This window comes from Rhizobium sp. MHM7A, assembly GCF_005862215.1.
Taxonomy (GTDB): Bacteria; Pseudomonadota; Alphaproteobacteria; order Rhizobiales; family Rhizobiaceae; genus Rhizobium; species Rhizobium bangladeshense.
The window spans coordinates 1-20,902 of sequence record NZ_VCHT01000001.1 but is presented as its reverse complement, the minus strand read 5'-3'; the positions used below and the strand labels follow the sequence as shown (position 1 = coordinate 20,902).

Genomic DNA, 20,902 nt, shown 5'->3' with positions numbered 1-20,902 from the left:
GAATCCTTTCGAAGACCTCGAAAGGCCCGAAATTCGGGCATGAGTAGACGCCAAGGTACCGTTCGTCAAACTGAAAATAAGTGGAAAATTCTTCGCACAACCACCACGCGATTTCCTTTGTGCGGAAACGGATTATCGCCCGAACGACCGGGTAAAGCCATCTGCTTCCATAACCTCTGACATCACCTCACTGACTTTTTCCTCATGCAAACGCCGCTGCTTCCCGGTCAAAGGCTTGTTTCCAACCAGTTCAGGGTATTTCAGTCGCATTTGCTTAACAAAAGCCTTGAAATCTTCGTCTTTAGCGACATTATCAAGCCCGGCTCGACGCATTTCCTCCTTCAGGCCAGCGAATTCTTTTTTGTCAGCCGCGCTCAAGCTTTCAGAGAAGAACAACTCCATGTAACGATCCATCTTTTGATACATGCTCAACCGCATCGTGCCGGGCAAAGAATAGGCCTCATCGCCAAAGCCCCAGAGCGGCTTGCGGAGAAACGATGACATCGCGTCGCCACGCGTGGTTTCGACCATATCCTGCCGTCCATCTTCAAGACGTCGCTCAACGCCAGAGCGTCCAGCATAAATCATCACATTGTCCTGGCCGGAGGTTGGGCTCTCGAACCATACGACGTCGTTAAAGCTGAATCTTTGCTCAGGTTTTACATGAAGGAAGCCCGAAAACGCAAACACTCTTCCACCCTCGACAGATGGTGGCACCTCCGTCTGCCGTAGCACAAAATCAGCATTATGAATGTCGTTCGGGATCGCACGCTCGATCTGAGACATTAGCAAACCTTCAAGGGTGCCTGTTTCCAGCTCGGTTTCCAGCCAACCCCAACTGTCAACCAGCCTGCGTGGAGGCCAATGGGTTGAGGCGGCTACCGCATGCTCCAGAGCTGGATTGAAGTCGAAACGGAAAACGAGACTTTTATCTTCATAGTCAGTCGTATCCTGAGGACCAACTTCAATGACACCGACAGCCATTGCCACATTATGATCGTGCCTGGTGGTAACGGTTTCGCGAAAGGCGATCTGCATCTTCATTGTCTATCACTCCTCAGAAGTATCCAGATATTCGCTCCCCCATGAGAAAGGGACAAATCACGGCGTCCCACTCGGCTCCATGAAATCCGGACGCTGAAAGTCACCCTCAATCTCCACACCGAGAGACGTGACCAATTCCTTCAGAAGCTCGTTCAATTCCGGAATGCTTGGCGCATAGGCGCGTTTCCATTGATTTCGCAGAACTTCAATAGGAATGAATTCATCCCATTTGCCAGATACGAAGGTTTCAACACCGGCAGCGGCATCATCGATAGTGACGCCGACACGAGCCCAAGTGGCCAATGTCCTTGCAACGTCGTTTTCATTCGTCGCCGGAATATTGATCCCCGCATCATGCAGCTCTGCAGGTAACCCAGACATCTTGAACGCCAGAGCCAGGAGTTGATTGACGGTGGTACCGCGCCAGGTAAAGAGCAGCACCGCATCTCTGTGTGTGAGCATCACAGCGTCGTCGAGACCGCTATCCTTGTAATAGCGACAGGCTTCGGAGAGCAATTCCTTGGCGGTAGCGTCAAGATATGGATAATCCGCCTCCCCTCTCAGGACCTCTCTCGTTTCCTCCACAATCCGGCGATCCAGGTATTCATTCCCAAGCGTTTCGAATTTCGGAACCTTTCCGGACCGGTGAGCCGCAACCTCAATGACCCGCGAAACATTGTCGACACCTTCAACGCGCCATCTTTTCCCGGCGAACGAGAGATAACTGCCTGGTCCCAACATATTGCTCAGGGGCAATGTCCCAAGAGGTTTACCATCCGCCATGACACGCCACTCGTCGATTGTCTCGAAAAGCGCGAAAAAATCATGCTTGGCCACACGCCGCTCACCCTGCTCACCCAGCATAATCAGCCCGCTCGGGGCCTGCTCGATCAGCTTCACATTGGGATGAGCCATCCCCTTCAGCAGCAGAACGAAATCGCTTTTCGGCATCTCAGCCAACAGCCCACGGCCACAGATCATGCGGTAAAGGTCTGACGCTGTCATCCCGCCATACTCGGCCGTCAGCGACAGAACCTGCTGAAGCACGACGGTGGGTACAGCCAGATTGACCTGTGGAGGTTCGATATAGTCCGCGATCAACAGACGAATAGCAGCCACGGACCTCGCCACCTCCATCCGCAGACGATCCAAAGGGAAGGAACCACCGTGAACGCGACGCTCCCGAACGAACAACCTGAGGATCGCTGGAACCCCTTCCCGCCGTCCCGTCCGGCCCAGTCGCTGCCTGAGTGCCGCCATCGATTGCGGTGCGTCGATCTGACCGGTGGCCTTCACCTGCCCGATGTCGATCCCGAGTTCCAGCGTGGTCGTTGCAATGGCTGTCGTCGGCAACGCCTCCTGCTTGAGGCGGGCTTCCAGGTCTTCCCGCATTTCCTTGGCAAGAGAGCCGTGATGAGCAAAGAACTCGTTTGGAACACCATTTTTCTCACAGCGATCTCGAAGTCGATCCGTCAGGGACTCGACGCGACGCCTGGAACCGGCAAAGACCAGATTGCTTGTCGTACGGAAGTAGCGATAGATGTCATTCGCTATCTTATCGAGCGCCAGACTGCCCTCCGCCTCACTTTCCAGCGCATCCTGATCCTCGACATCATCATCTTCGATGTAAGCCTTGATCTGGGTCTTCAGCTCTGGCCGTCCGTCCTTCGATATAAGAACAGAACATGTTTGCGGCTGGCCGGACGTCAGGTAGCTTTTCGCTTTCTCGATATCACCGACCGTAGCTGACAAGCCAATCCTTCTGGCAGGCTCGGCACCCACGGCATCGAGACGGTTCAGCAACGAAGCCAGATGCAGCCCACGCGGACCTTCAAGGAAATAGTGAAGTTCATCGATGATCACGAAATCGATCTCGGCAAACATCCGCCGAGCGAGCGCAGGCCGACGAACAAACAGAGCTTCAATCGACTCCGGGGTTATCAGCGATATACCCCGGGGCTTCTTGACCGCCCTGTCCTTTCCAGCCTGCGGAGCATCGCCATGCCAACGAACCACATCGATCTGCAGAGCTTCGCAAAGCTCCTCCAGGCGGCGAAACTGATCGTTGATAAGCGCCTTTAGCGGAGAGATATAAAGAATTGAAAACCCGGGTTTTTGCCGGTCAACGACCGCCGTCAATGCAGGAAGAAATGCGGCTTCCGTCTTACCGGCAGCAGTCGCAGCACAAACCAAGACGTGATTACCACCATCGAGAACAAGCGGAATGGCCCTGTCCTGCACATCGCGCAGTTCACGCCATTTCTTCTCCCAAATCCACCGCTGAATGCGATGATCGAGGCGGTCAAAATTGCTCACCGGCTACTCCCGTCAGAGAGTGATGGAGGCAAGTTCATCGTCGTCTTCACCGCCATCTGCATCCGTGATCGAAAGCTCTTCCTGGTCCTTTTCCACCTTGATATCGCCGAGCAGCTGACGCCAATCCTGACCCGGGTTCTGCTGAAGAACCGACAAAAGCTGGACGAAGCGACGGATCGTATTTCGCGGTGTGCGGAAATAAGCCTCACCAACCTGCTGACTGCAATGCTGCATGAAGGCGATGAGTGCCTCGTCAGGCACCAGATACTCGTCAGCCTTTCCAAGCGCGAAAATCGCCCGGATTTTCTCCAGCAGTAGATACAGGTCTTCGGTCGTGAGGCTCTGAAGGCGAATGACCGGACCGGCGACGTCAATCATGCCAGGCTTGGCGAAGGGATTTTCCTGCAGGCGACCTTGAAGCGCGGCGTAGCTGTAAACACCGCGACGGCTATCCATAAGGAATTCCGGCGTTCCACCAAACAGGAAGCCAAGCCCTTCAACGTGTCCCTGCAAAAGATCATTGGTGATGCGCAACAGTTGCTCATAATTCTTGGTGCGAGCCTCGACGTTCTGCAGCTTGTAGATGTTGACCATCTCGTCAAACATTACGACAAGACCAGCATAGCCCGCGATCCTGACAAAGCCAGAAAGGAGCTTGATGCTGTCGTAGACAGTTGAGTCCTCGATGATGGTACGCACACCGAGGTCCGCACGCGCTTCAGTTTTCCTTGCATATTCGCCACGCAACCACCGTATGGCATTTGCTTTCAGCGTTTCATTCTCTTCCTGGCTGCCGCGCCAGTAAGCCTTCAGAACCGTGGCGTAATCGTAACCGCCGAGCATATCCTGCAGGCCTGCGAGACGCTGCTCGACAATGGTTTCAACACCCTTTTCCGGCGTTGCCTCCTTCATGCACTCTGAAATGAAACGTTCAACGATGCTCTGCAGCGCTCCACCTTCCGGCTTTGCCCGTGTAGCAAGATTACGAACCGCTTCCTGATAGAGTGATCTTGCCTGGCCAGCCGACGCAAATATGCGCCGTTCCGGGCCGAGGTCAGCATGCATCGTTACGCAGCGCTTCTCAAGCGCGATAGACCGAACCAGATTGAGAAAGAAGGTCTTGCCAGCCCCGTATTCACCGATAATGAAACGGACGGCAGAGCCACCATCAACGATACGGTCGACATCCTGCACGAGGGCAGATACCTCAACAACGCGACCGACCTGGACGTGAGCCAGACCCGTTCGCGGCACAACACCAGCCTGCAGGGCCTGTACGATTACATCCCTGTCCTTCGCCTTGATTGTCACACCTGTCACGTCGCGCTCTCCATCATCGATTTCAGGCCGTCCATCATTTCGTCAACGACCGCGATTTGCGCGCCGTCTTCAATAACAGGGTCGTCGAATTGCTCGAACGCCCAGTCATTGATCGTTTCCAGCGCACCATCCGGAAATACACCGAGCCCAGTTGCTGCCGTGACGAATTCCTGCCTTGGGATTGGCCCCTTCTCGATCACCAGGAGAAGCAAGGTTTGATGCGCTTCATCCAGACCGGGAAAGGAATTCTTTTCTCTATCAGTCTGAGGTATTTCAGACCTCACTTCAACGACATCTTCCTTGAAAATATCCTGAAGGATGCCGGACACCTCCTCGGTTTCCCGCTTAAGACGCGCGAGTTTTTCGAAATCGATTGTGACGACTGGCGCAGGAGGCGCGATGGGAGCAACTTCTCCGACCTTGGGCGTGACCTTTTCCTTCGGAATCTTGACGCCAGCCGCAGGGATACTTCCCGCAATCTTAGCCAGCCCATCGATATCAGGCTGCGAAGCTGCAGGCTCGATGCGATGCAAAAGCTGATGAACTTCCGTTACCGGCCGCTTCCTCGCCTTGAACAACCGCTCCAGAAACCGAACCTCATCGACGACAACAGGGCCGTCTGCGGTCATGACATCCATGATGACTGCGACAGCCTTGTCCCATATGCCATCCGCCAGACGCGCGGCGGAACTAAGATATGGCCCATCAATGTTTCCGCTTTTCATGATAGCCCGGGCGACCGCAGTCAGCCGCCGACGCTCAAGTTCGCCGAGCATGGTGAAGCCGTCCATGAATTTGCGGACCACCGCCATCTCGCGCTGATTGACCTCACCATCGGTTTTCGCAGCCAGAACAGCAAGCTCGACAAGGAGACGTGCAACGGAATACTGCGAGGCCGCAACATCAAGAGAGCCACCCCCGTCGGCCTTGAAGAGGCAGATCGCCCCCTCCCCCACCAGTCCGCCATTGCCATACCGGCGATCTGGCTCAAAACCGAAACCCATACCATCCAGGAAACTGGCCACCGACGCCTGCACCTTCGGAGGGACAGGACCCGCCCCTTTGGCTTCCAGGTGCAACATGCTGAGGAACTTGCCAACATCCGTTTGGATATAGGCACTGGTCTTCACGGCCTCATCAAGAGCACGGATGACCTTGGAATATCCACCGACAAAATTACTGCGCTTCAACGCGTCCGGTAGCAGGGAAATCGCTTCAAGCGAATTTTCATCAGCCGCGCCTTTGCGCGCCATGTATCGACTGTATGGCTCAAGCTCATCGCCGCATTTGGTTGCGATATAGCGCAATTTTATGAGCAGGTTTGGGACCAGCTCGACATCTGCCACATATCCTGCATGAGGCGGCAATTTAACAGGTAGAGCCCGCCGCCACGTCGCCAGTCGATGCGTGATCCTTAGAGGCGACGGCGTCATGGCGACGGGATAGCCCGAAGGGAATGCCTCACGGAAACGAAGTCTGAACAGCGCTTCAAACTGCCGCTGGCAGCGAGACGCCGCGACAGATAAGCCTATCTTGAACGAGCTTTTCAGCCACAACAGAGCATCATCCGCATCCAGAACACCATCATGGGATATGCGCCTTCCAAGATGGATCAGGACGGCCGGAGCCGGGCGAAGAGCGGTTTCCATAAACGCATCGAAAACGGGCATAACCCCCTCGCGCAACGCCCCGACGCCGACGGACATGAACAACCGATTGATATCTCGCTGAAGCCGCGCCTCTTGGGCGAACAAGAGCTGCAAGCGCCTGATCTCTCCGAGCAGATATTGGTTCTGCCCGTTTTCTTCCACCATCAGGCGGTGCTCAAGTCCATAGAAATACAAGAGCGGAAACTCGACAGGAACTCTGCGATCTACGCAACCCCCCGCCAGCCAACGGATGTAATCCAGCTTCAGACGCAATGGTAGGAGCGCGAACGAAGGTGGTTCGTGTCTTGGAAAATCGACAGGAGGGGCAGATGGATCAAGCAGTTCCGGATTAACCACCGGATTGTCGTTCGCCTCCCCCGCCCTTTCTCCCAGGATTTCTCCGAAATAGAAGTTCCCATGCTTCAGCGTGATCCCGGCGATCCTCACCACTGCGCCCGGCTTGATCCACCTGGCAACCCCGCCACGGCGCAACTCGTCGGCTGGCCGCTCTGGAAGTTGCGGAACAACCGTATACGGGTCATTGATGTTCAGAAAAGCGTCCACGCACTGCCGCCAAAAGGGAATTTGCGGAAATTATCATCTCTTTCGGCGTGATTTTCAATCAGACAAAGCTGATAAAACCTTGAGATTTTCTTGCGACCAAGGAGTTCCTGCCAAATTCATACTACGTTCAGGCGACTGTAGTATTGTAGAATTCCTTTGATTTAGCAGGATTTTCATCATGAAGAAACTTGGCACCACATTGATGGCGATCACAATGACTTTTTCAGCCGTCGCCGTTCCGAGCTTGGCAAGCGCCCAGCAGAATGGCCCGATCCCCTACATCCAGGACCGCGAACGCATTCGACCGGAAGATCGTCGCCCCGAATTCAGACCGGATGACCACCGTCATTATGACAGGCGACATGACGCGCGTCGCGATGAACCCCGACGTCATCATGATGGTCGACGCAACCGCGATGACGACCTAGCTATTGGTATCCTGGGTCTTGCTGCTGGTGCTATTATTGGCGGGGCCATCGTTGACGACCGGAGATACGAACCACCACCGAGGTTCAGACCCCCAGTCCGCGAGTACCACTATGGATTTATCCGCCCGTGGTCTCCCGAGTGGTACCGCTGGTGCTCCAACCGCTACAGATCGTTCGATCCAAGAACAGGCACGTTTATCGCTACGGATGGCGTCCTGCAGTTCTGCGATGCGAACCGCTAATCACTACTCATTTTACCCACAAATGGCTCGGATTTCCCGGGCCATTTTACATTGCGTCGCAATCGGGACCGGCATTGTAGTCAGTACGATGACGGTTCTTTTGCCTGGTTCAGCGCAACAAGAAACGCGCCCCACACCATCTGCGCCGTCAGAGCCACAGCGCAGATCAAAAGAAAGCTTTCAACACGGTCCGGAACTACCATATCGATACCGAACTGTGGTGAGGCTTGAGAGATGGCAAGCGCCCGCACCTCACTTCAAAGCAGGCGATGTCGCGATACCCAGGTGCTGTGCAGGGTTCGGAATTCTCGAAAGCAGATATTCAAGTCCGAAGTGAAGAGGGTCCGGCAAGTCGCCGATCTCACACCACAGGGAGTCTTCACCCTCCCAATTGAGGATAGGATCAAATTCCTGTTCTACAACCGCGAGGAAATTTCGATACCGAAAACCACTTGCCTCATCGATGAAGTCGACCAGGAAATGAAGCTCCGGCTCACCGTCAAAGCCGGTCTCTTGCATCAGTTCGGCCAACGCATTCTCTTCTGGCGTAAGCCCATGATCAACAGCGCCGCCCCAGACACCCCACGTCCCGCCCTGCAGCACTTCCTCGGATCGCAGTTGGACCAGATATTTGCCGGTATCACGCGCGTAGACGAGACAACCGGAGCCTTGACGTCCCCAGAAACCGGTTTCGGCTTTTGCTTGCCTGTGCAGGGCTTCCTGCTCTTCAAAAGTCAATGTCACTGCAGGATTCTCGCTTCTGGGTACACTTTTATGACGGTCTCACAAATCTTGTCGATAACATCGGCGTAGTCCTGCTTGCCTACAGGAGCAACAACCAGGTCGACGACGCTATCCCTGACTTCAGCGGAGATCATGCCGGGACCGTAAAGTTCAAGAAGTTCATCCGATGTCGGGATATGCCCGGGATCGAACATCATTGTTAGAACAATCTCGCCGTCCATGTCGGCCTCCTATCGGTCAGCTACCCTTCTTTCCGGGTAGGTGGCGGCTACGCTTTACTTCCACATGAATATCACCTCTGGTGACTGGCCGCCAGTCGCGGCGTAGTTGAGCTGCTCGCTCCGTCGTCATCGAGCCGACCTTTGGGGTATCACCAAAAACAGAGGCGGCCGACCACTCCCCTTTTGCGATCTCTTGCTCAAGATCGACGATCTCTTGATCTAATCCGAATTTCATTTGCGCTCCACAGTGCCTGTTATCAGCGGAGAGGCATCGCGTTGTGAGTTGAAGGTTCCGCCGTTGACCGATGTTTCTCCTCGGCTTTGCAAAACACCAAACCAAGCTCAGGCATTTCGCTTGCAGGGTCTAGTCGCTCGCACTAAAAAGTCGGACGTTGCGTGGGGCAACCCACACGATAATCCGAATAGCCGTTGTGACCAGGCCTTTTTCGTTACATCGGAATTTTGACGCGCGATTTTGGCCATGCGAGCAAGGTCTGATCGATAGCCTCATCAATCGTGATTGACTTCTTCGCCTTCACCCACGCACGAATACAGTCGTCGACGAAGATTTCAGCCTCTGCAAAGTTCTCGACCTGCAGACTGATACCAAGAACGCGCAAGTTCCGGCTGGGCTCATGTCCCCACTTCTTGAATGCCATCTTCAGGTATTTTGCATATTCCGTCGTTCCCGGGTTGGGCAGCATGATACGAATGTCAAAACGGCGAAGGAACGCACGGTCGAGGAGACCCGCGTGGTTTGTTGCTCCCATGCAAATGACGTGGGGCGGAACGTCGTCAAGCTGAACCAGCAGGGTCGAAACGACGCGTTTCATTTCGGCCGTTTCATTCGGGTCGGAACGTTCTTTACCAATCGCATCGATCTCGTCAAAAAACAGGATGCATCGGTGGCTTTTGGCAAACTCGAAGGCCGTATTCAGTCGTTTAGAGGTTTCCCCGGGGCGCTGCGAGATCAGGGCGTCGTAACGGACGAAATACAAAGGCAGCCCCATCGCATTGGCAAAGGCTTTGGTCGCCTGGGTTTTCCCGTTGCCGGGCGGACCGATGAGGAGCAGCTTGTGACGCGGCTTCAGGCCAGCATCCAGGAACAACTGATAGTCCTGCTGTTCTTCAATAACGCTGGAGATGACGTCGACCGTTTCCTGTTTCAGGATAAGCGCATTCAGCGTCGCGTTCGTCTTCTGCCACTGAAGACCAATCGGAATGTCATCTAGGCTTCGCAACTTGTTGTCGAAGGCGGCCGATATCGCCGCTTTATCGGTTCGGTCTTCAATACTGCCCTTCTCGCCGCCCGTCATGGCAGCTTTCAGCAGGCGGGCAAGCGTCTCGTCTCCTTTGCTCTCAGCTTCCTGCAAAAGCTGATCGACGACCGCCTTGAAGCCACTCTTGTCGCCGGATACGCCCGACCGTACAAGGTTTTCGAAAGCGGACATATTACTAATCATTGAGCATGGTCTCCGGAATTCCTTTTAAAGGATGAATCCGAAGCCATGTCGGCGCAACATGATGAAATTATCAGGGCTTCCTGGAAACCCAGACAGCCTCAGCCACGAGATCGTCGAGTGACACAGTTTCAATCTGGCTGGCGAAGTCACGATTGTCGCAAAACGCTTCCAGCTTACCGTCCAGTCGTATTCGCAGTCGGCGCAGGACCTCGTCATTGCCCGCCCTGATCAGATACACACAGCCGTCATTCAACCGGGAGAGGTCACTAGAGAATATAACTTCCGCGCCCTGCGGGATGGTCGGAGCCATCAAGTTACCCGAGCCAAACCCGCAAAACAAGGATTCGACCGGCCGCTCCAGCATTTCGATCAAATTCAATGCATAGGGAATTGCCTCGTTTCCGGTCGGACCGTTACGCCAGGGAAGAAAGCACACGTCACTGTGGGCGGGCTTCTTGGAAACGCCGTGAACCCAGTACGAGAGATCGAGGTCGAGAACTTCACAGACGGCAAGTGCCTTTTCGGCATTCGGGACTTTTCCCTCAACGTATCCGGCAATGGTCGAGACAGCGACACCGACAGCTTTCCCGACGTCAGCATAGGTGCGCCCACCCATTGCTTCCAGAAAACGTCTGCCTCTTTCGTCTGTCTCAGACACTGGCCGCCTTCTTCACGATGCCGAAATTTCTATACGACTTAGTGAACGACAGGCATTCTGTCAACAAATTTGGCCCCAAGATTCGGAATCTCGAATATTTGCCATAATTTTGTTCGACATCTCGAACTTCTAGGCTTTTCCAGGCCATAGAGACCTTCAAAACTGCTTACTGATTCACGATGTCGAACAAATGATTCACGATGTCGAATTTTTAGTGGACTTGTCTAAAAAATAAGCAGTGAGCATTTTTTAGGCGTCAACGTTTTTGTCCCAGACTGATTCACAATGCCGAATAAAAGATTCACGATCTCGTACAAAGAAGTTCGAGATGTCGAAGAACTCCTGCACGCAACCTCAACATCTGGATTCACAAACTCGAACGCGGATTCTGAATCTCGAAATTTGATTCAAGATGTCGAACTGCTGATTCACAATGTCGAACAAATGATTCACGAAAGCGAATATGTAGCCGACTACCTACTTTGAACGGCGACGATTTGCTAAAAAAGTGGCGATTTTCCGTATCGAAATTTGTTGAATCAAATCCGTGGCTTCACTTTCCGATCTCGCTGGAACGGGTGCCAGAAACGGCCCGGCCATCGACTGCTGGAACGACCCGGTATTGCGCCGATCCATGCCGTGCAAGAACATGAATCAATTGACTGTTTCTGGAAAATCCACATGAACTTTCCTGCATCGCCTCTGACCGTCATCGGTTTTGCATTACTGGCAACCGCATCGCCTCTTCACGCTCAGACGCTGAACGTCAGCACAAGCAGGACGCCGGTGCTCTCCGATATCCCGTCCATTAACCTGCCAAAACAGCACGACAACACTATTGGACAGGCTTTTTCGTCGGCCGACCTGACCGCGCCGTTGATCCCAACCGAGACGGTTGCCACGCCAGAAGAGCTTACACCGCCGAGGATTCCAACTACAGAGATTACGCGCGGGACCGACGGAATGAGAACCTCATCCCCCCAGGACGTTGCCGCCCCTCAAAAACAATCGGCGAAAGCCCAGGAACAGACCAAATACGCCGCTGGAATGACACTTTCCGGAGTGACGAAGGTTTTCGACGGTCATAGTTTCCTCATCGACAATCATCCCGTACGACTGAATGGCGTAGACGCGCCGGGCCTGAAGCAGGTTTGCACGGCAGCCGGTGGGGCTGCCTGGCGATGCGGGGAAGCCGCCAGAACGTTCCTAAACCGCCTTATCGACGGTAAACGACTAAAATGCCTGGTCGACGCTCCAGCAGGCGCTGGCGCGGCGGTAAGTTGTTCCGGTGTGGGTATTCCCGATGTGACCAGGATGGTCGTCGACGCGGGTATGGCGGTCGTCAACGGCCATGGCCGAAAATATGTCGAGGTTCAGGCTGCCGCACAAAGAAAAAAGGCCGGTCTGTGGGTTGGAAAATTTACCGGGCCAATTGAATGGAGACGCAAGAATCCGTAGCCGTTGATAGGCCGGGAAACCCGCCCTATCCTTCTTCATAGGAATCAGGAATCGACCCATCAAATCTATGTCAGATTCCAGTTATCTAATTCTTATAGATTCCAGATTTTCGAAACAGCCTTAAACCGATGAATTAATTCATGAATCAGGTTACCTGAATCGGGAAGTTCACTAACTTTCTACAGAAATCCCCTAAAAACGCACAAGGAATTCGGGTCAAAATTCCGGCTGGGGACCAAAAGGAATTCTTTTGAAAAATGGCTTGACCTTAGCTAGCCGACACCCCTAAGTTCTAAACACACTTCACTAAGGAATTCTCCTAACGCTAGTGGAAATAGATAGTCAACTGCGTTGGAAATATAGGGGCATAAAATGACAGGTCAGGAAATAATTACACGCGTTGATGCAATGAAGGATACGATCCGAAAGCACAGCTCTGTCATTACAGCTGCCCATGTCATAGTGGAAGGTGGCCTGAGCCTTAAACCCGAGGACCTGTCTTTTTTTAATTATCTCCTCGCCCGGGTCCATCCTTACCCAAAACAGGGGTTCATTTACGAAATCCCGATTAAGGAAGCTATGGAGTTCATGCGCTGGGACCGGACAGCTAAAGTCCACACTTCACTCGACAGGTTGTGCAAGGTCAACATTGAAATTGACTACGAGAAAGATGGTGAGCGTCATTCCATCAGAGCCCATTACCTTTCCCACAACAGTTCCCATGCCGAGAACGGGCTTCTCCAGTTCGCATTTGATCCGATCCTTGTCCAGTTTCTACCCGACCCGAAAGTGTACGGAAGCATCAACGTCAATCGTTCCTATGATCTCAAGTCGATGGGTGCCAAGCGGCTCTATGAGTTCGGATGTATGAACCGAAACAAATATGACGCCACCTGGCGATTATCCGTCGCTGAGTTTCGGTCCATTTGCGAGACCGGGGAAAAACATCCTCGTTTCGACAATTTCCGGAGACTGATTCTCGACAAGGCTGTCGAAGAAGTCAACAACATCGCGGATTTCGATATCGCGTATGAGACTGAGACTGCTGGTCAGGGCGGCACAGTGTCTACAATCGTCTTCAAAATCCTGGGCAAGTCCCATGCGCGACTGCTTCAGGCCACAACGATCAAGTCGACGAACACCAAGACAAAGACAAAGTCCCCTAACAACGGAGACCAGTTCACGGTGGACATGCTGGATGGCAAGACCAACGAGGAGCGTGGCGGTCCTGCCGAATTGACGTCGACCGTCATTGAGCGGGTCGCTTCGAAGCTGTCCACAGAGGATGATATCGAGAAGCTTGTTCGGGAGTGGCGAGATGTCACCCGTGGCCTCACCCTAAACGATCCCGATACGCACTTTGAGAGCTGGATCGATCTACGCGAGATCAAGAAGAACGATCCAGTTCTTAGCGGCTTGGACGAAGATATTTTCTCGAACTTTTTCAATGGCGAGGATTGATCGATGAACATGAATGTTCAGAGAGCCACAGCTCTTTCAAATCGGATAAGACCGATCATTCTAACGACCGATATCCAGCACGAGATCGCCGCCGAACATAAGGTCCAACGTAAGCGGGTTGAGAAATATTATCAGGAATGGCTGTTCGAGATGGCCGACTCCACTCGCAACGATGACTATTTTCTGGCGACCAGAAATCCTCGTGAGCAGTTCTCCCGTTGGGTCTCGGCTCGGGTCGCCGAGCCGTTCTTTGTTTCCAAGAGCGTTCGCAATATTCTCAGCCAGCGCTATCAAGTGGATGTTGCCAATAAGATTTTCATGATCATATGGCCCCAGGAGATTGCCTGGGCACAGCGTTACCGCCTCGACACCAACGTTTACACGGCGACGAAAGCGGCGCTATTCCTCAGTCAGGCTCAGGACGACACGAAAACGGTGTTCCTTTCTATTGCCGATCTGCATGCCGAAGCATTCATGATGCTTGACTACAACCGCAGCCATTTCCAGGACATGTCGCCTGAGGAAATCCGTAACAGTCCCGAGTTGTCAGACTTCACGCCATTGTTCCTGATGCACGCCAATCGGAATTACATCGAGAAGCTCTCGAAGCTCGATTCCGGAGACTTCCAGAAGTATGCAGCCGTCGCCGCACAACTGGAAAAGAACGAGCGCCAGAGTGTCATGCGGTCCCAGTTGGTCCATCACGCGAAAAGATTTCCATTGCGGCGGTCTCTCCCTGTGCTGGCTGCGGCGCGTGCTCACGGTATCAGTTCGAATGAGCTTTACCTTCTGGAAGAGTATTTCCTCGACCAGGTGGAGAAGAAGGTCATCGAAGTTGTTCCGGGCAGTTCGACAGCTTTGCCAATTTTCACCGCGTTCATCTCGGATCGACGTGGCATCAAGCGCACAATCATGGAAGCGGCAAACTTCGCTGGCCCTGATGCAAAGGCTATTGACCAGCTGGGCGTTTTGAACCTTCGCAACTGGTGGATTGAACAGCTGCCGGACGGCTACCGAAACCTTGGGAATATCGTCACCAGATTTTCGGAATGGCGTGAGGCGCTGATCGACGACAGTAGAAAAATGCCCTTCGATCCGGTCAGTGACTTCGGCTACTTCCTTCTGGAACGGTCGGACCTGCTTGCATGAGTGATCTTACCGGCGTTCCCGCTCACCTTGTGATGAAGATGCTGGAACGCGGCAGTGAGGTCGCGGTCCAGACATCAGCCAACGCTATGCGTTATGCCGAAAGTCGGAGTATTCTGCGCACGGCCCTCATCGAAGGGCTGGCCCTGCCGTCGGAGGCGGGGGTTTATGAAGTCACCCCAGACATGCTGGCATCGGCTCCTGTCTCTCAGGTGAGTGCTGTCGACGGTGCCGTCGTCTGCGACAGCCGCAGTATCGGCGACTTGTGCACCGCCGTCGCTATCGCTCTTGGCGATACCGAGGAAAACTCCGAGTCTAACGTTTTCATGGAGCAGGTTCCTCGTGCGGTCGGAAACAAGGAACTGACGACCGGCATCATGCACTCCCTGGAAATCGACGTCGCTTCCCGAGCGGTTGGAGACATTGTGTTGATGGATGGCTCATTGTTTGCTGCCCTGATCGCAACGTCGAAGGCGATCTCCAACGCGGATAAAGGCGATCCGAACCACGCGCTTGTTGCCGCAACACGGGCTATTCGTCGGCCGGAATTTGTTGAACAGGTTCTTTTTCTGCTTTCGAGCAAGAAGCACATCGGCATGCCGAAATACGTGACCACGAACCAGTTCGCGAAATACGTTCCGGACCAATTCAAGGCGCTCGACGCCCGTTCTGTGGCAACCATGGCTTTGCGACCTGGTGAAGCAACGCGGTTTTTCGATTTCAGCAAGGATCGTGAGGCAGTTCTCGACCGAAGCCTGATGAACAAGGCATTTGGCCTGGATGATGCCTCCCAAAAACTTCTGACCGCGAAGCTGACAGGAATGTTTTCCTGTTACTATAAACCACATCCCTGGACACAAGCTTTTCGTATCGACATCAGTGCAGACGCCTTTCTCGACGACGAAGCCAAGGTTCGAATTCTGCGAGCTGTCCACGACCAGACGATGGCATCCGGCATGCAGGAGCCGCTGCCGCAATATCTGGTCGATCAATTTGCAAAGCAAATTTCCGTCGGTGCCGCTGCCGTCGTCGAAATGTCTGCTCTATCATCAACTCTAGACCCTGAAGCGCAGATGTTGATCGCGCTTGGTTACCGGACCTGACAATGACCATCCACAATGAAACTCTCGCCGTGATCGGCAGCCCTTCCACCAACGATGAAATGACTCTCGATATCCTGGAGCGTGCCAAGGATGCGCGGTTGGTCGGTTCGCTGGTCCGGTTCACGACATTGCAGGATGGCCAGGAACTTTGCGTCACCGGCCAGATCACCAGCTTGTCCATGTTCAACAAATGGCACCAGAATGACGTGATGCGAAACATCATCAAGTCCAACGGTTCGGTCCCTCACCTTTCCGGCAGCCAGGACGTCCGGTCCGCCACGCTTTCGCCAGGAGCCGTTTTCGGCCGGGCAGACAAGAATTCAGACTGGGGCTTTCGCGTTCTCGGTAATCTGCCGCCCACAGGGACGGCTGTCGAACGCCTGCAGCAATCGATGCTCGAAGAGCTGGTCCATAGCCAGAAGGACAACCTTTTCTATGTCGGCCGGGCCTATGGCGACGGAAACGTTCGGCTCCCGATGTACTTCAAGCACTTTGGCGATCCGAAGACGGGGGGACAGGGCGAAGCCTATCACACCTTGATCGCCGGTAAGACGGGCTCTGGCAAATCGACTGTCGCTAAAATGGCGCTGCTTTGCCACGCTCGACACGCCGATGAAGCGATCCTGATTGTCGACCCTAAGGGAGAGTTCGCCGATGAAATCAGTAATTACCAGGTTGGCTCCTCCGGTCTGCAGTTCGCCAACATCCTCAAGGGCCTGAACCGTAAAGTCCAACGATACGGCATCACCCAGGTACGTTTGGAAGGCTACGAACTCTTTGAGGATATCCTCCTGTCACTCGGGATCGATGCCGCGCTCAACATTCGCGGCGCGGATAACAAGATTGAAATGGCGACCGCCTTTTCCGAAATCATCCGCGAGGCCGATAGCGGATTGACCCTGGATACATTGCGCGGCAGGGCAGCATTTACGCATATCCTCGAAAAGCTCGGCGCAGACTACGCTACACGCATTTACAAGGGCAAAGAAGGTCAGGATGCGCTACAGGCAGAAATCGAGCGCATTCTCGACAATCAGAAGCATCGCGCCTGGTCGGCTTGGGAATTCGTTGCATTTCTGTTTTCCAAGGATGGCAACCGCCAGACCATCGGCTCTATCGTTCATCACCTGATGGCTTCCGACAGCGGCAACCGTCCGCTTGTCGTTCTTGACCTTTCCGTTTCCGGCAACCGGCGAGACCTTTTTGATCTTGGAGATCAGTTCAAGGAGTTACGGGAAGCGGACGAAGAGCGCGACCTCTTCACCGATTCTCTGCAGAAGAAGATCATCTATCGCATCGTATCTTCGATGCGCCGTCTCTGCGAAACCATTGTCTCCGAAAGGGTTCGAAATGGTGACAAGCGCAACGTCAATACGCTGGTGCTCTTTGAAGAAGCACATCGCTTTGCGCCCAAGTCCATTGCTGCGGATGATGAAGATGGAAAGAAACTTAAAGCGAAACTTGTCGAGGCAGTACGAGAAACGCGTAAGTATGGTTTAGGCTGGGCATTTATCGACCAAACGATAGGTGGACTCGATAAAGAGATTATACAACAGATTAGATGTTTCTATATTGGTTATGGCCTTTCGATGGGTGAGGAATTACAAGCCGTTCGTGAAATTGTAGGCGGAGATCAAGGCGACGTTGCTTTGTATCGCTCATTTAAGGACCCAGCAAGCTACGGGAGTGTTGAAGAAAAAATGTATCCGTGGATGGCCTTCGGCCCGATTTCGCCGATGTCTGCCAACCATCCGCTGTTTTTCAATGCGTTTGGGGCCGAGGATTTCGTGAAATTCAACAATATGCCGGTCGACATGTCCAACCGTCAGTTCAAACGTCCGACGATGGCTATGCGGAAAAGCAAGTCTACCGGCAACGTTCAGACGCTCACCATGAACGATCTGGCAAATGGTTTTCTTGACGATTGATCCGATTGAGGTTTATTTTAGACAATAACTCCTTGTGTCAACGGTTTTGCCGTTGTAAGGAATTCCTTAAATCCGTTTTCGGGAAGTTTACCGATGGCTCTTGTGCCGACACTCAATCTACGTCAGTTCCGTGATTTCGACGGACAGATGACATTGCAGCAGATGTTTTTTGAGGGCGGTATCGTTCCTGTGTGGAAGGACGTACCTGTCGTCGATTATTACGATGAAAATGAAACCCGCAGACGCGAAGCCGAGCACGCCCGCAACAAGCAGACAGCGGCTATGAAGAAGGACACAGACATTGTCCTTTGATCTCGATGAACGTCAGGTTCTTCGCCTGGCCATGGCTGCTAACGGGCCGGTAAACCCTCTTCCTGAAGGTTCCTCGGTGACGTTGGAGCAGTTGCAGGAAATCCGCTGGAACCAGCATCTCACCAACGGTGAGCGTCAGGAACGCCTTGAGCAGGTTCGGCGCATCTTGCGCGCCCTGGATAACGATGTCGATCTCGATGCGCGAATGAAATCGCGGGGGATGTTTTCGGTGTCCGAACTCATTCAGGGAACGGATATCGACAAATGGACGGCGCATACAGGCGTGAACAGCCTCGAAACCTTCGAGGAGTGGCTGCTTATGAAGCGCCGTCATTTCGATACGCTACGCGGTCGTTACGAAACAGGTGAAAAGTCCAAGGACGACGAGTTGTTTGAATGGGTGTTTGCCCATTCAGGTGTCTTTAATGAGGTTCATGTGAACTTCAAGGCGATGAAAGCCCGTATGTTGGCGGCGTCGAGCAACGACAAGGGATCACTTCAATAATGAATGGCTCCACTCTCCATTCGGCGGTCATCCCGCCTGTATTGTCCTCCGAAACCGTTGATCTCGTCGACCTGCTCTACGAACTGGCCCACATTCGTAAACCTGACCGGTTCGTGGATCGCCTGGTCGAATTGCTGGTTCACCGTCGTCGTTTCGATGAGGTTTTGACCACGTCCAAGGTTCGGTTTGCCAATTGGCTGGAATCTGAAATCCCGACCTTTACGCAAGGTGGACCAGCACTCAATGTGTTGGCAGCGAAGCTGGGATATAGGGTCGTCGTCACTCAGTCGGGCGACCGATATGTTGCAACAGCAAGCGATGTCAGAAGCCGTCGCCGGGTCGAAGTTCAGGGGTATCTTGCGGGTTCTGCGGGTATCCTGGCTCTTGTTCGTCTCGCACTGGAGGAGAAGCGCACGCAATGAACGCAACTGATATCATTTCGACCTATGATCTTCAGCTCACCGCCTCTCCTGTCATGGAAAACCCTTTCATGGCACAGGAAAGCGCGGACATGACGCACTACTACTGCAATCTGCACAATGACAGGGTCTCGTTCGATTTTTACATGTCGCTTGGCAGTGACTACAGCGACAGTCTGACGCCCGAGTTTTGCCTTGCTCGTGTGCTCGAAGATGTAGGCTCCTTCCGGAATTGCTCCGGATACGCGGAATTCTGCAAGCTCATCGGCGTTGAAGAAGACGATGGCAAGGCCAAGCTTGGCTATGAAGAAGTTCGTCGTATCAGTGAAAATCTCGATTTCCTGCTGTCGCAGGAGAATGAACTGAATACAGGACCCACTATCTAGAATTCCTTTATCGGTCCAAATTCCGGGAGTTCAAACAAATCCTTTGTCAAAATTTGCGCCGTAAGGGAAGATGAAGATCGAAAGCAAATACCAGCAACGAGTTGTTGATGGACGGAACGAAGGTCTTCATAAAGGTTCCTGGACCACCCGCTGAAATCGGGTTGCATACCTTCGACGGTTTCAAAACCCTCTCATTTCCAAAGGCGCAGTCGTCTCCCGACTGCGCCTTTTTTGCTTTCTCAATCCCGGCAAATACAGGAGTTTGAAGCATGGGAAGAAGCGCAGTCCGGAAGAAAAAAGACAGACATTTCCAGCCGATGCCCGAAAGCGTCGCCAACATGGTGGTAATGGACGAATATCGGCAGCGTACAGAGCGCAAGACGCCACTCTTTACCTATCGGTACAAGTTCGAGTCCCGCAATGAACGCCAGGAAATTATGCTGAAGGCGATTAATTCAAATCGTAATCGCGTGACCTTCGGTATTGGCGCTCCCGGCACAGGAAAAACCAAGGTTGCTGTCTCCTCCGCGCTGAAGCTTGTTTCCACTCCCGGGAGCAAATATGGAAAAATCTATATCACCCGCCCGGCTGTCGAGGCAGAAGGCGAGAAGATCGGCTTCCTGAAAGGCGGTATCGACGAGAAGATGCATCCGTATTTCATTCCGATCTACGACATCCTGGAAGAAGAACTCGGCGTCGAGCTATTCGAGAACCTTCTCAAGCGCAAGGTCATCGAAATTGCTCCCCTCGCCTTCCTTCGCGGAAGAACGTTGAAGAACGCAATCGTGATCCTCGATGAAATGCAGAACGCGACCTACGGCCAGATCAAGATGGCGCTTACGCGCATAGGTAAGAACTCAAAATTCATTTTGACGGGCGACCCTTCCCAGAGTGACCGAAAGGGTATCAACGGCTTCATGGAGGCTGCAAACAAGCTGAGGACTGCGCCTGGCTACACGATTGTCGACTTCCTGGAAGAAGACGTCGTCCGCGACGACATGGTCAAAGTAGCACTAGAGTACCTCTAACGCCACGGGCTATCCGGAAACTTCGGTTGAACGCTGAGACCAGCCGATGTCATCCAGAGGCAAACGTATCGTCTCGATGGACGATACGCCACCCAGGCAAGCCCTTGCCTGGGTGTTGCGTTCCATAGCGGGAGCCACTCCCGATCCGGACAATGACGAGGGACCACTGGCCCATCTATCCCGCAGGCTTTGCCTCCCCTTGCGGGTCGACCTCCTTGCTTTGGATCGGGAGGTTGATCCTCCCGCCCGTTCAGCCGTGGCATAGGCCTTGGCTGTCGCCTTTTTGTACTCACGCTGCAAATCGCTCCAATTCGACCATACATGCCTGATGTTCGTCCTTGCAGGGGAACACAGGGTGACATGATCGCCTGTGTTCAGAGGGACGAGAACGTCCCTCTGAACCACGAATGGCACACGTTCGGACAACCCCATCGCCCGGCGGGCGATAGTGACAGCGGCGGCCGCATGGACGCTCAAGCCATAACGGCGAGCGAACTTGGTGCGACC

The 20,902-nt window shown here is 53.5% G+C and carries 20 protein-coding genes; 11 read left to right on the top strand and 9 right to left on the bottom strand.

The annotated features are described in order from the left end of the window. Window positions 1-132 precede the first annotated feature (132 nt). Genes FFR93_RS00100 through FFR93_RS00085 form a run of 4 tightly spaced genes read right to left on the bottom strand, consistent with a single transcriptional unit; the run spans window position 133 to window position 6,893 of the window. Entirely contained in the window at window positions 133-1,044 is a 912-nt protein-coding gene (locus tag FFR93_RS00100; protein WP_138391304.1) for a hypothetical protein, read from the bottom strand. Window positions 1,045-1,101: 57 nt separating this feature from the next. Beyond that, window positions 1,102-3,360, bottom strand: coding sequence for a DEAD/DEAH box helicase (locus FFR93_RS00095; RefSeq protein WP_138391303.1), 2,259 nt, complete (start codon window positions 3,358-3,360; stop codon window positions 1,102-1,104). A 12-nt stretch (window positions 3,361-3,372) separates the two neighbouring features. Next, entirely contained in the window at window positions 3,373-4,680 is a 1,308-nt protein-coding gene (locus FFR93_RS00090) for an ATP-binding protein (RefSeq protein WP_138391302.1), read from the bottom strand. Next, a complete protein-coding gene (locus FFR93_RS00085; protein WP_138391301.1) occupies window positions 4,677-6,893 on the bottom strand; it encodes a TerB N-terminal domain-containing protein in 2,217 nt (738 codons plus the stop codon). Before FFR93_RS00085 ends, FFR93_RS00090 begins: the two co-directional genes overlap by 4 nt. 178 nt (window positions 6,894-7,071) lie before the next feature. Between FFR93_RS00085 and FFR93_RS00080 the strand changes: the two genes are divergently transcribed. Further along, on the top strand, window positions 7,072-7,563 hold the full coding sequence (locus tag FFR93_RS00080) for a BA14K family protein (protein ID WP_246661265.1): 492 nt from the start codon (window positions 7,072-7,074) through the stop codon (window positions 7,561-7,563). Between the two features lie 252 nt (window positions 7,564-7,815). Here FFR93_RS00080 and FFR93_RS00075 read toward each other — a convergent pair whose 3' ends face one another. From FFR93_RS00075 to FFR93_RS00055, 5 genes are all read right to left on the bottom strand, one after another. Further along, window positions 7,816-8,301 (bottom strand): NUDIX hydrolase, encoded by a 486-nt coding sequence (locus tag FFR93_RS00075; protein WP_171049001.1) that lies wholly within the window; start codon window positions 8,299-8,301, stop codon window positions 7,816-7,818. 2 nt (window positions 8,302-8,303) lie between these two features. Next, complete coding sequence (locus FFR93_RS00070; protein WP_138391299.1) at window positions 8,304-8,528, bottom strand: hypothetical protein; 225 nt, start codon at window positions 8,526-8,528, stop codon at window positions 8,304-8,306. A 16-nt stretch (window positions 8,529-8,544) separates the two neighbouring features. Then, a complete protein-coding gene (locus tag FFR93_RS00065) occupies window positions 8,545-8,763 on the bottom strand; it encodes a hypothetical protein (protein WP_138391298.1) in 219 nt (72 codons plus the stop codon). 214 nt (window positions 8,764-8,977) lie between these two features. Further along, window positions 8,978-9,901 (bottom strand): ATP-binding protein, encoded by a 924-nt coding sequence (locus FFR93_RS00060; protein ID WP_171049000.1) that lies wholly within the window; start codon window positions 9,899-9,901, stop codon window positions 8,978-8,980. Between the two features lie 160 nt (window positions 9,902-10,061). After that, window positions 10,062-10,607, bottom strand: coding sequence for an XRE family transcriptional regulator (locus FFR93_RS00055; RefSeq protein WP_138391296.1), 546 nt, complete (start codon window positions 10,605-10,607; stop codon window positions 10,062-10,064). Between the two features lie 723 nt (window positions 10,608-11,330). On the opposite strand from FFR93_RS00055, the gene FFR93_RS00050 reads away from it, so the two are divergent. The 10 genes from FFR93_RS00050 to FFR93_RS00005 all read left to right on the top strand — a co-directional run bounded on the left by FFR93_RS00050 (window position 11,331) and on the right by FFR93_RS00005 (window position 20,395). After that, window positions 11,331-12,107 (top strand): thermonuclease family protein, encoded by a 777-nt coding sequence (locus tag FFR93_RS00050; protein WP_138391295.1) that lies wholly within the window; start codon window positions 11,331-11,333, stop codon window positions 12,105-12,107. A gap of 372 nt (window positions 12,108-12,479) precedes the next feature. Then, window positions 12,480-13,568 carry a replication initiation protein gene (locus tag FFR93_RS00045; protein ID WP_138391294.1) on the top strand — a complete coding sequence of 363 codons (1,089 nt, stop codon included), beginning with the start codon at window positions 12,480-12,482 and terminating at the stop codon, window positions 13,566-13,568. Window positions 13,569-13,571: 3 nt separating this feature from the next. Beyond that, window positions 13,572-14,717 carry a hypothetical protein gene (locus FFR93_RS00040; protein ID WP_138391293.1) on the top strand — a complete coding sequence of 382 codons (1,146 nt, stop codon included), beginning with the start codon at window positions 13,572-13,574 and terminating at the stop codon, window positions 14,715-14,717. A gap of 86 nt (window positions 14,718-14,803) precedes the next feature. Beyond that, a complete protein-coding gene (locus tag FFR93_RS00035; protein WP_171048999.1) occupies window positions 14,804-15,817 on the top strand; it encodes a DNA double-strand break repair nuclease NurA in 1,014 nt (337 codons plus the stop codon). Between the two features lie 2 nt (window positions 15,818-15,819). Then, complete coding sequence (locus tag FFR93_RS00030; protein WP_138391291.1) at window positions 15,820-17,745, top strand: DUF87 domain-containing protein; 1,926 nt, start codon at window positions 15,820-15,822, stop codon at window positions 17,743-17,745. A 93-nt stretch (window positions 17,746-17,838) separates the two neighbouring features. After that, a complete protein-coding gene (locus tag FFR93_RS00025; protein ID WP_138391290.1) occupies window positions 17,839-18,057 on the top strand; it encodes a hypothetical protein in 219 nt (72 codons plus the stop codon). Further along, window positions 18,047-18,562 (top strand): hypothetical protein, encoded by a 516-nt coding sequence (locus FFR93_RS00020; RefSeq protein ID WP_138391289.1) that lies wholly within the window; start codon window positions 18,047-18,049, stop codon window positions 18,560-18,562. Before FFR93_RS00025 ends, FFR93_RS00020 begins: the two co-directional genes overlap by 11 nt. Beyond that, complete coding sequence (locus FFR93_RS00015) at window positions 18,562-18,984, top strand: hypothetical protein (protein ID WP_138391288.1); 423 nt, start codon at window positions 18,562-18,564, stop codon at window positions 18,982-18,984. The genes FFR93_RS00020 and FFR93_RS00015 overlap by 1 nt, the downstream gene beginning before the upstream one ends. Further along, window positions 18,981-19,367, top strand: a complete 387-nt coding sequence (locus tag FFR93_RS00010) for a hypothetical protein (RefSeq protein ID WP_138391287.1) — start codon at window positions 18,981-18,983, stop codon at window positions 19,365-19,367. The genes FFR93_RS00015 and FFR93_RS00010 overlap by 4 nt, the downstream gene beginning before the upstream one ends. Before the next feature lie 269 nt (window positions 19,368-19,636). Further along, window positions 19,637-20,395 carry a PhoH family protein gene (locus FFR93_RS00005; protein WP_138391286.1) on the top strand — a complete coding sequence of 253 codons (759 nt, stop codon included), beginning with the start codon at window positions 19,637-19,639 and terminating at the stop codon, window positions 20,393-20,395. Window positions 20,396-20,902: the final 507 nt, after the last annotated feature.

Excerpts from the sequence above, each read along its gene's own strand:
- FFR93_RS00100 (WP_138391304.1), bottom strand. The coding sequence starts at position 1,044 with ATGAAGATGCAGATCGCCTTTCGCGAAACCGTTACCACCAGGCACGAT.
- FFR93_RS00080 (WP_246661265.1), top strand. The coding sequence starts at position 7,072 with ATGAAGAAACTTGGCACCACATTGATGGCGATCACAATGACTTTTTCA.
- FFR93_RS00070 (WP_138391299.1), bottom strand. The coding sequence starts at position 8,528 with ATGGACGGCGAGATTGTTCTAACAATGATGTTCGATCCCGGGCATATC.
- FFR93_RS00065 (WP_138391298.1), bottom strand. The coding sequence starts at position 8,763 with ATGAAATTCGGATTAGATCAAGAGATCGTCGATCTTGAGCAAGAGATC.
- FFR93_RS00055 (WP_138391296.1), bottom strand. The coding sequence starts at position 10,607 with ATGGGTGGGCGCACCTATGCTGACGTCGGGAAAGCTGTCGGTGTCGCT.
- FFR93_RS00050 (WP_138391295.1), top strand. The coding sequence starts at position 11,331 with ATGAACTTTCCTGCATCGCCTCTGACCGTCATCGGTTTTGCATTACTG.
- FFR93_RS00045 (WP_138391294.1), top strand. The coding sequence starts at position 12,480 with ATGACAGGTCAGGAAATAATTACACGCGTTGATGCAATGAAGGATACG.
- FFR93_RS00040 (WP_138391293.1), top strand. The coding sequence starts at position 13,572 with ATGAACATGAATGTTCAGAGAGCCACAGCTCTTTCAAATCGGATAAGA.
- FFR93_RS00035 (WP_171048999.1), top strand. The coding sequence starts at position 14,804 with ATGCGTTATGCCGAAAGTCGGAGTATTCTGCGCACGGCCCTCATCGAA.
- FFR93_RS00030 (WP_138391291.1), top strand. The coding sequence starts at position 15,820 with ATGACCATCCACAATGAAACTCTCGCCGTGATCGGCAGCCCTTCCACC.
- FFR93_RS00025 (WP_138391290.1), top strand. The coding sequence starts at position 17,839 with ATGGCTCTTGTGCCGACACTCAATCTACGTCAGTTCCGTGATTTCGAC.
- FFR93_RS00015 (WP_138391288.1), top strand. The coding sequence starts at position 18,562 with ATGAATGGCTCCACTCTCCATTCGGCGGTCATCCCGCCTGTATTGTCC.
- FFR93_RS00010 (WP_138391287.1), top strand. The coding sequence starts at position 18,981 with ATGAACGCAACTGATATCATTTCGACCTATGATCTTCAGCTCACCGCC.
- FFR93_RS00005 (WP_138391286.1), top strand. The coding sequence starts at position 19,637 with ATGGGAAGAAGCGCAGTCCGGAAGAAAAAAGACAGACATTTCCAGCCG.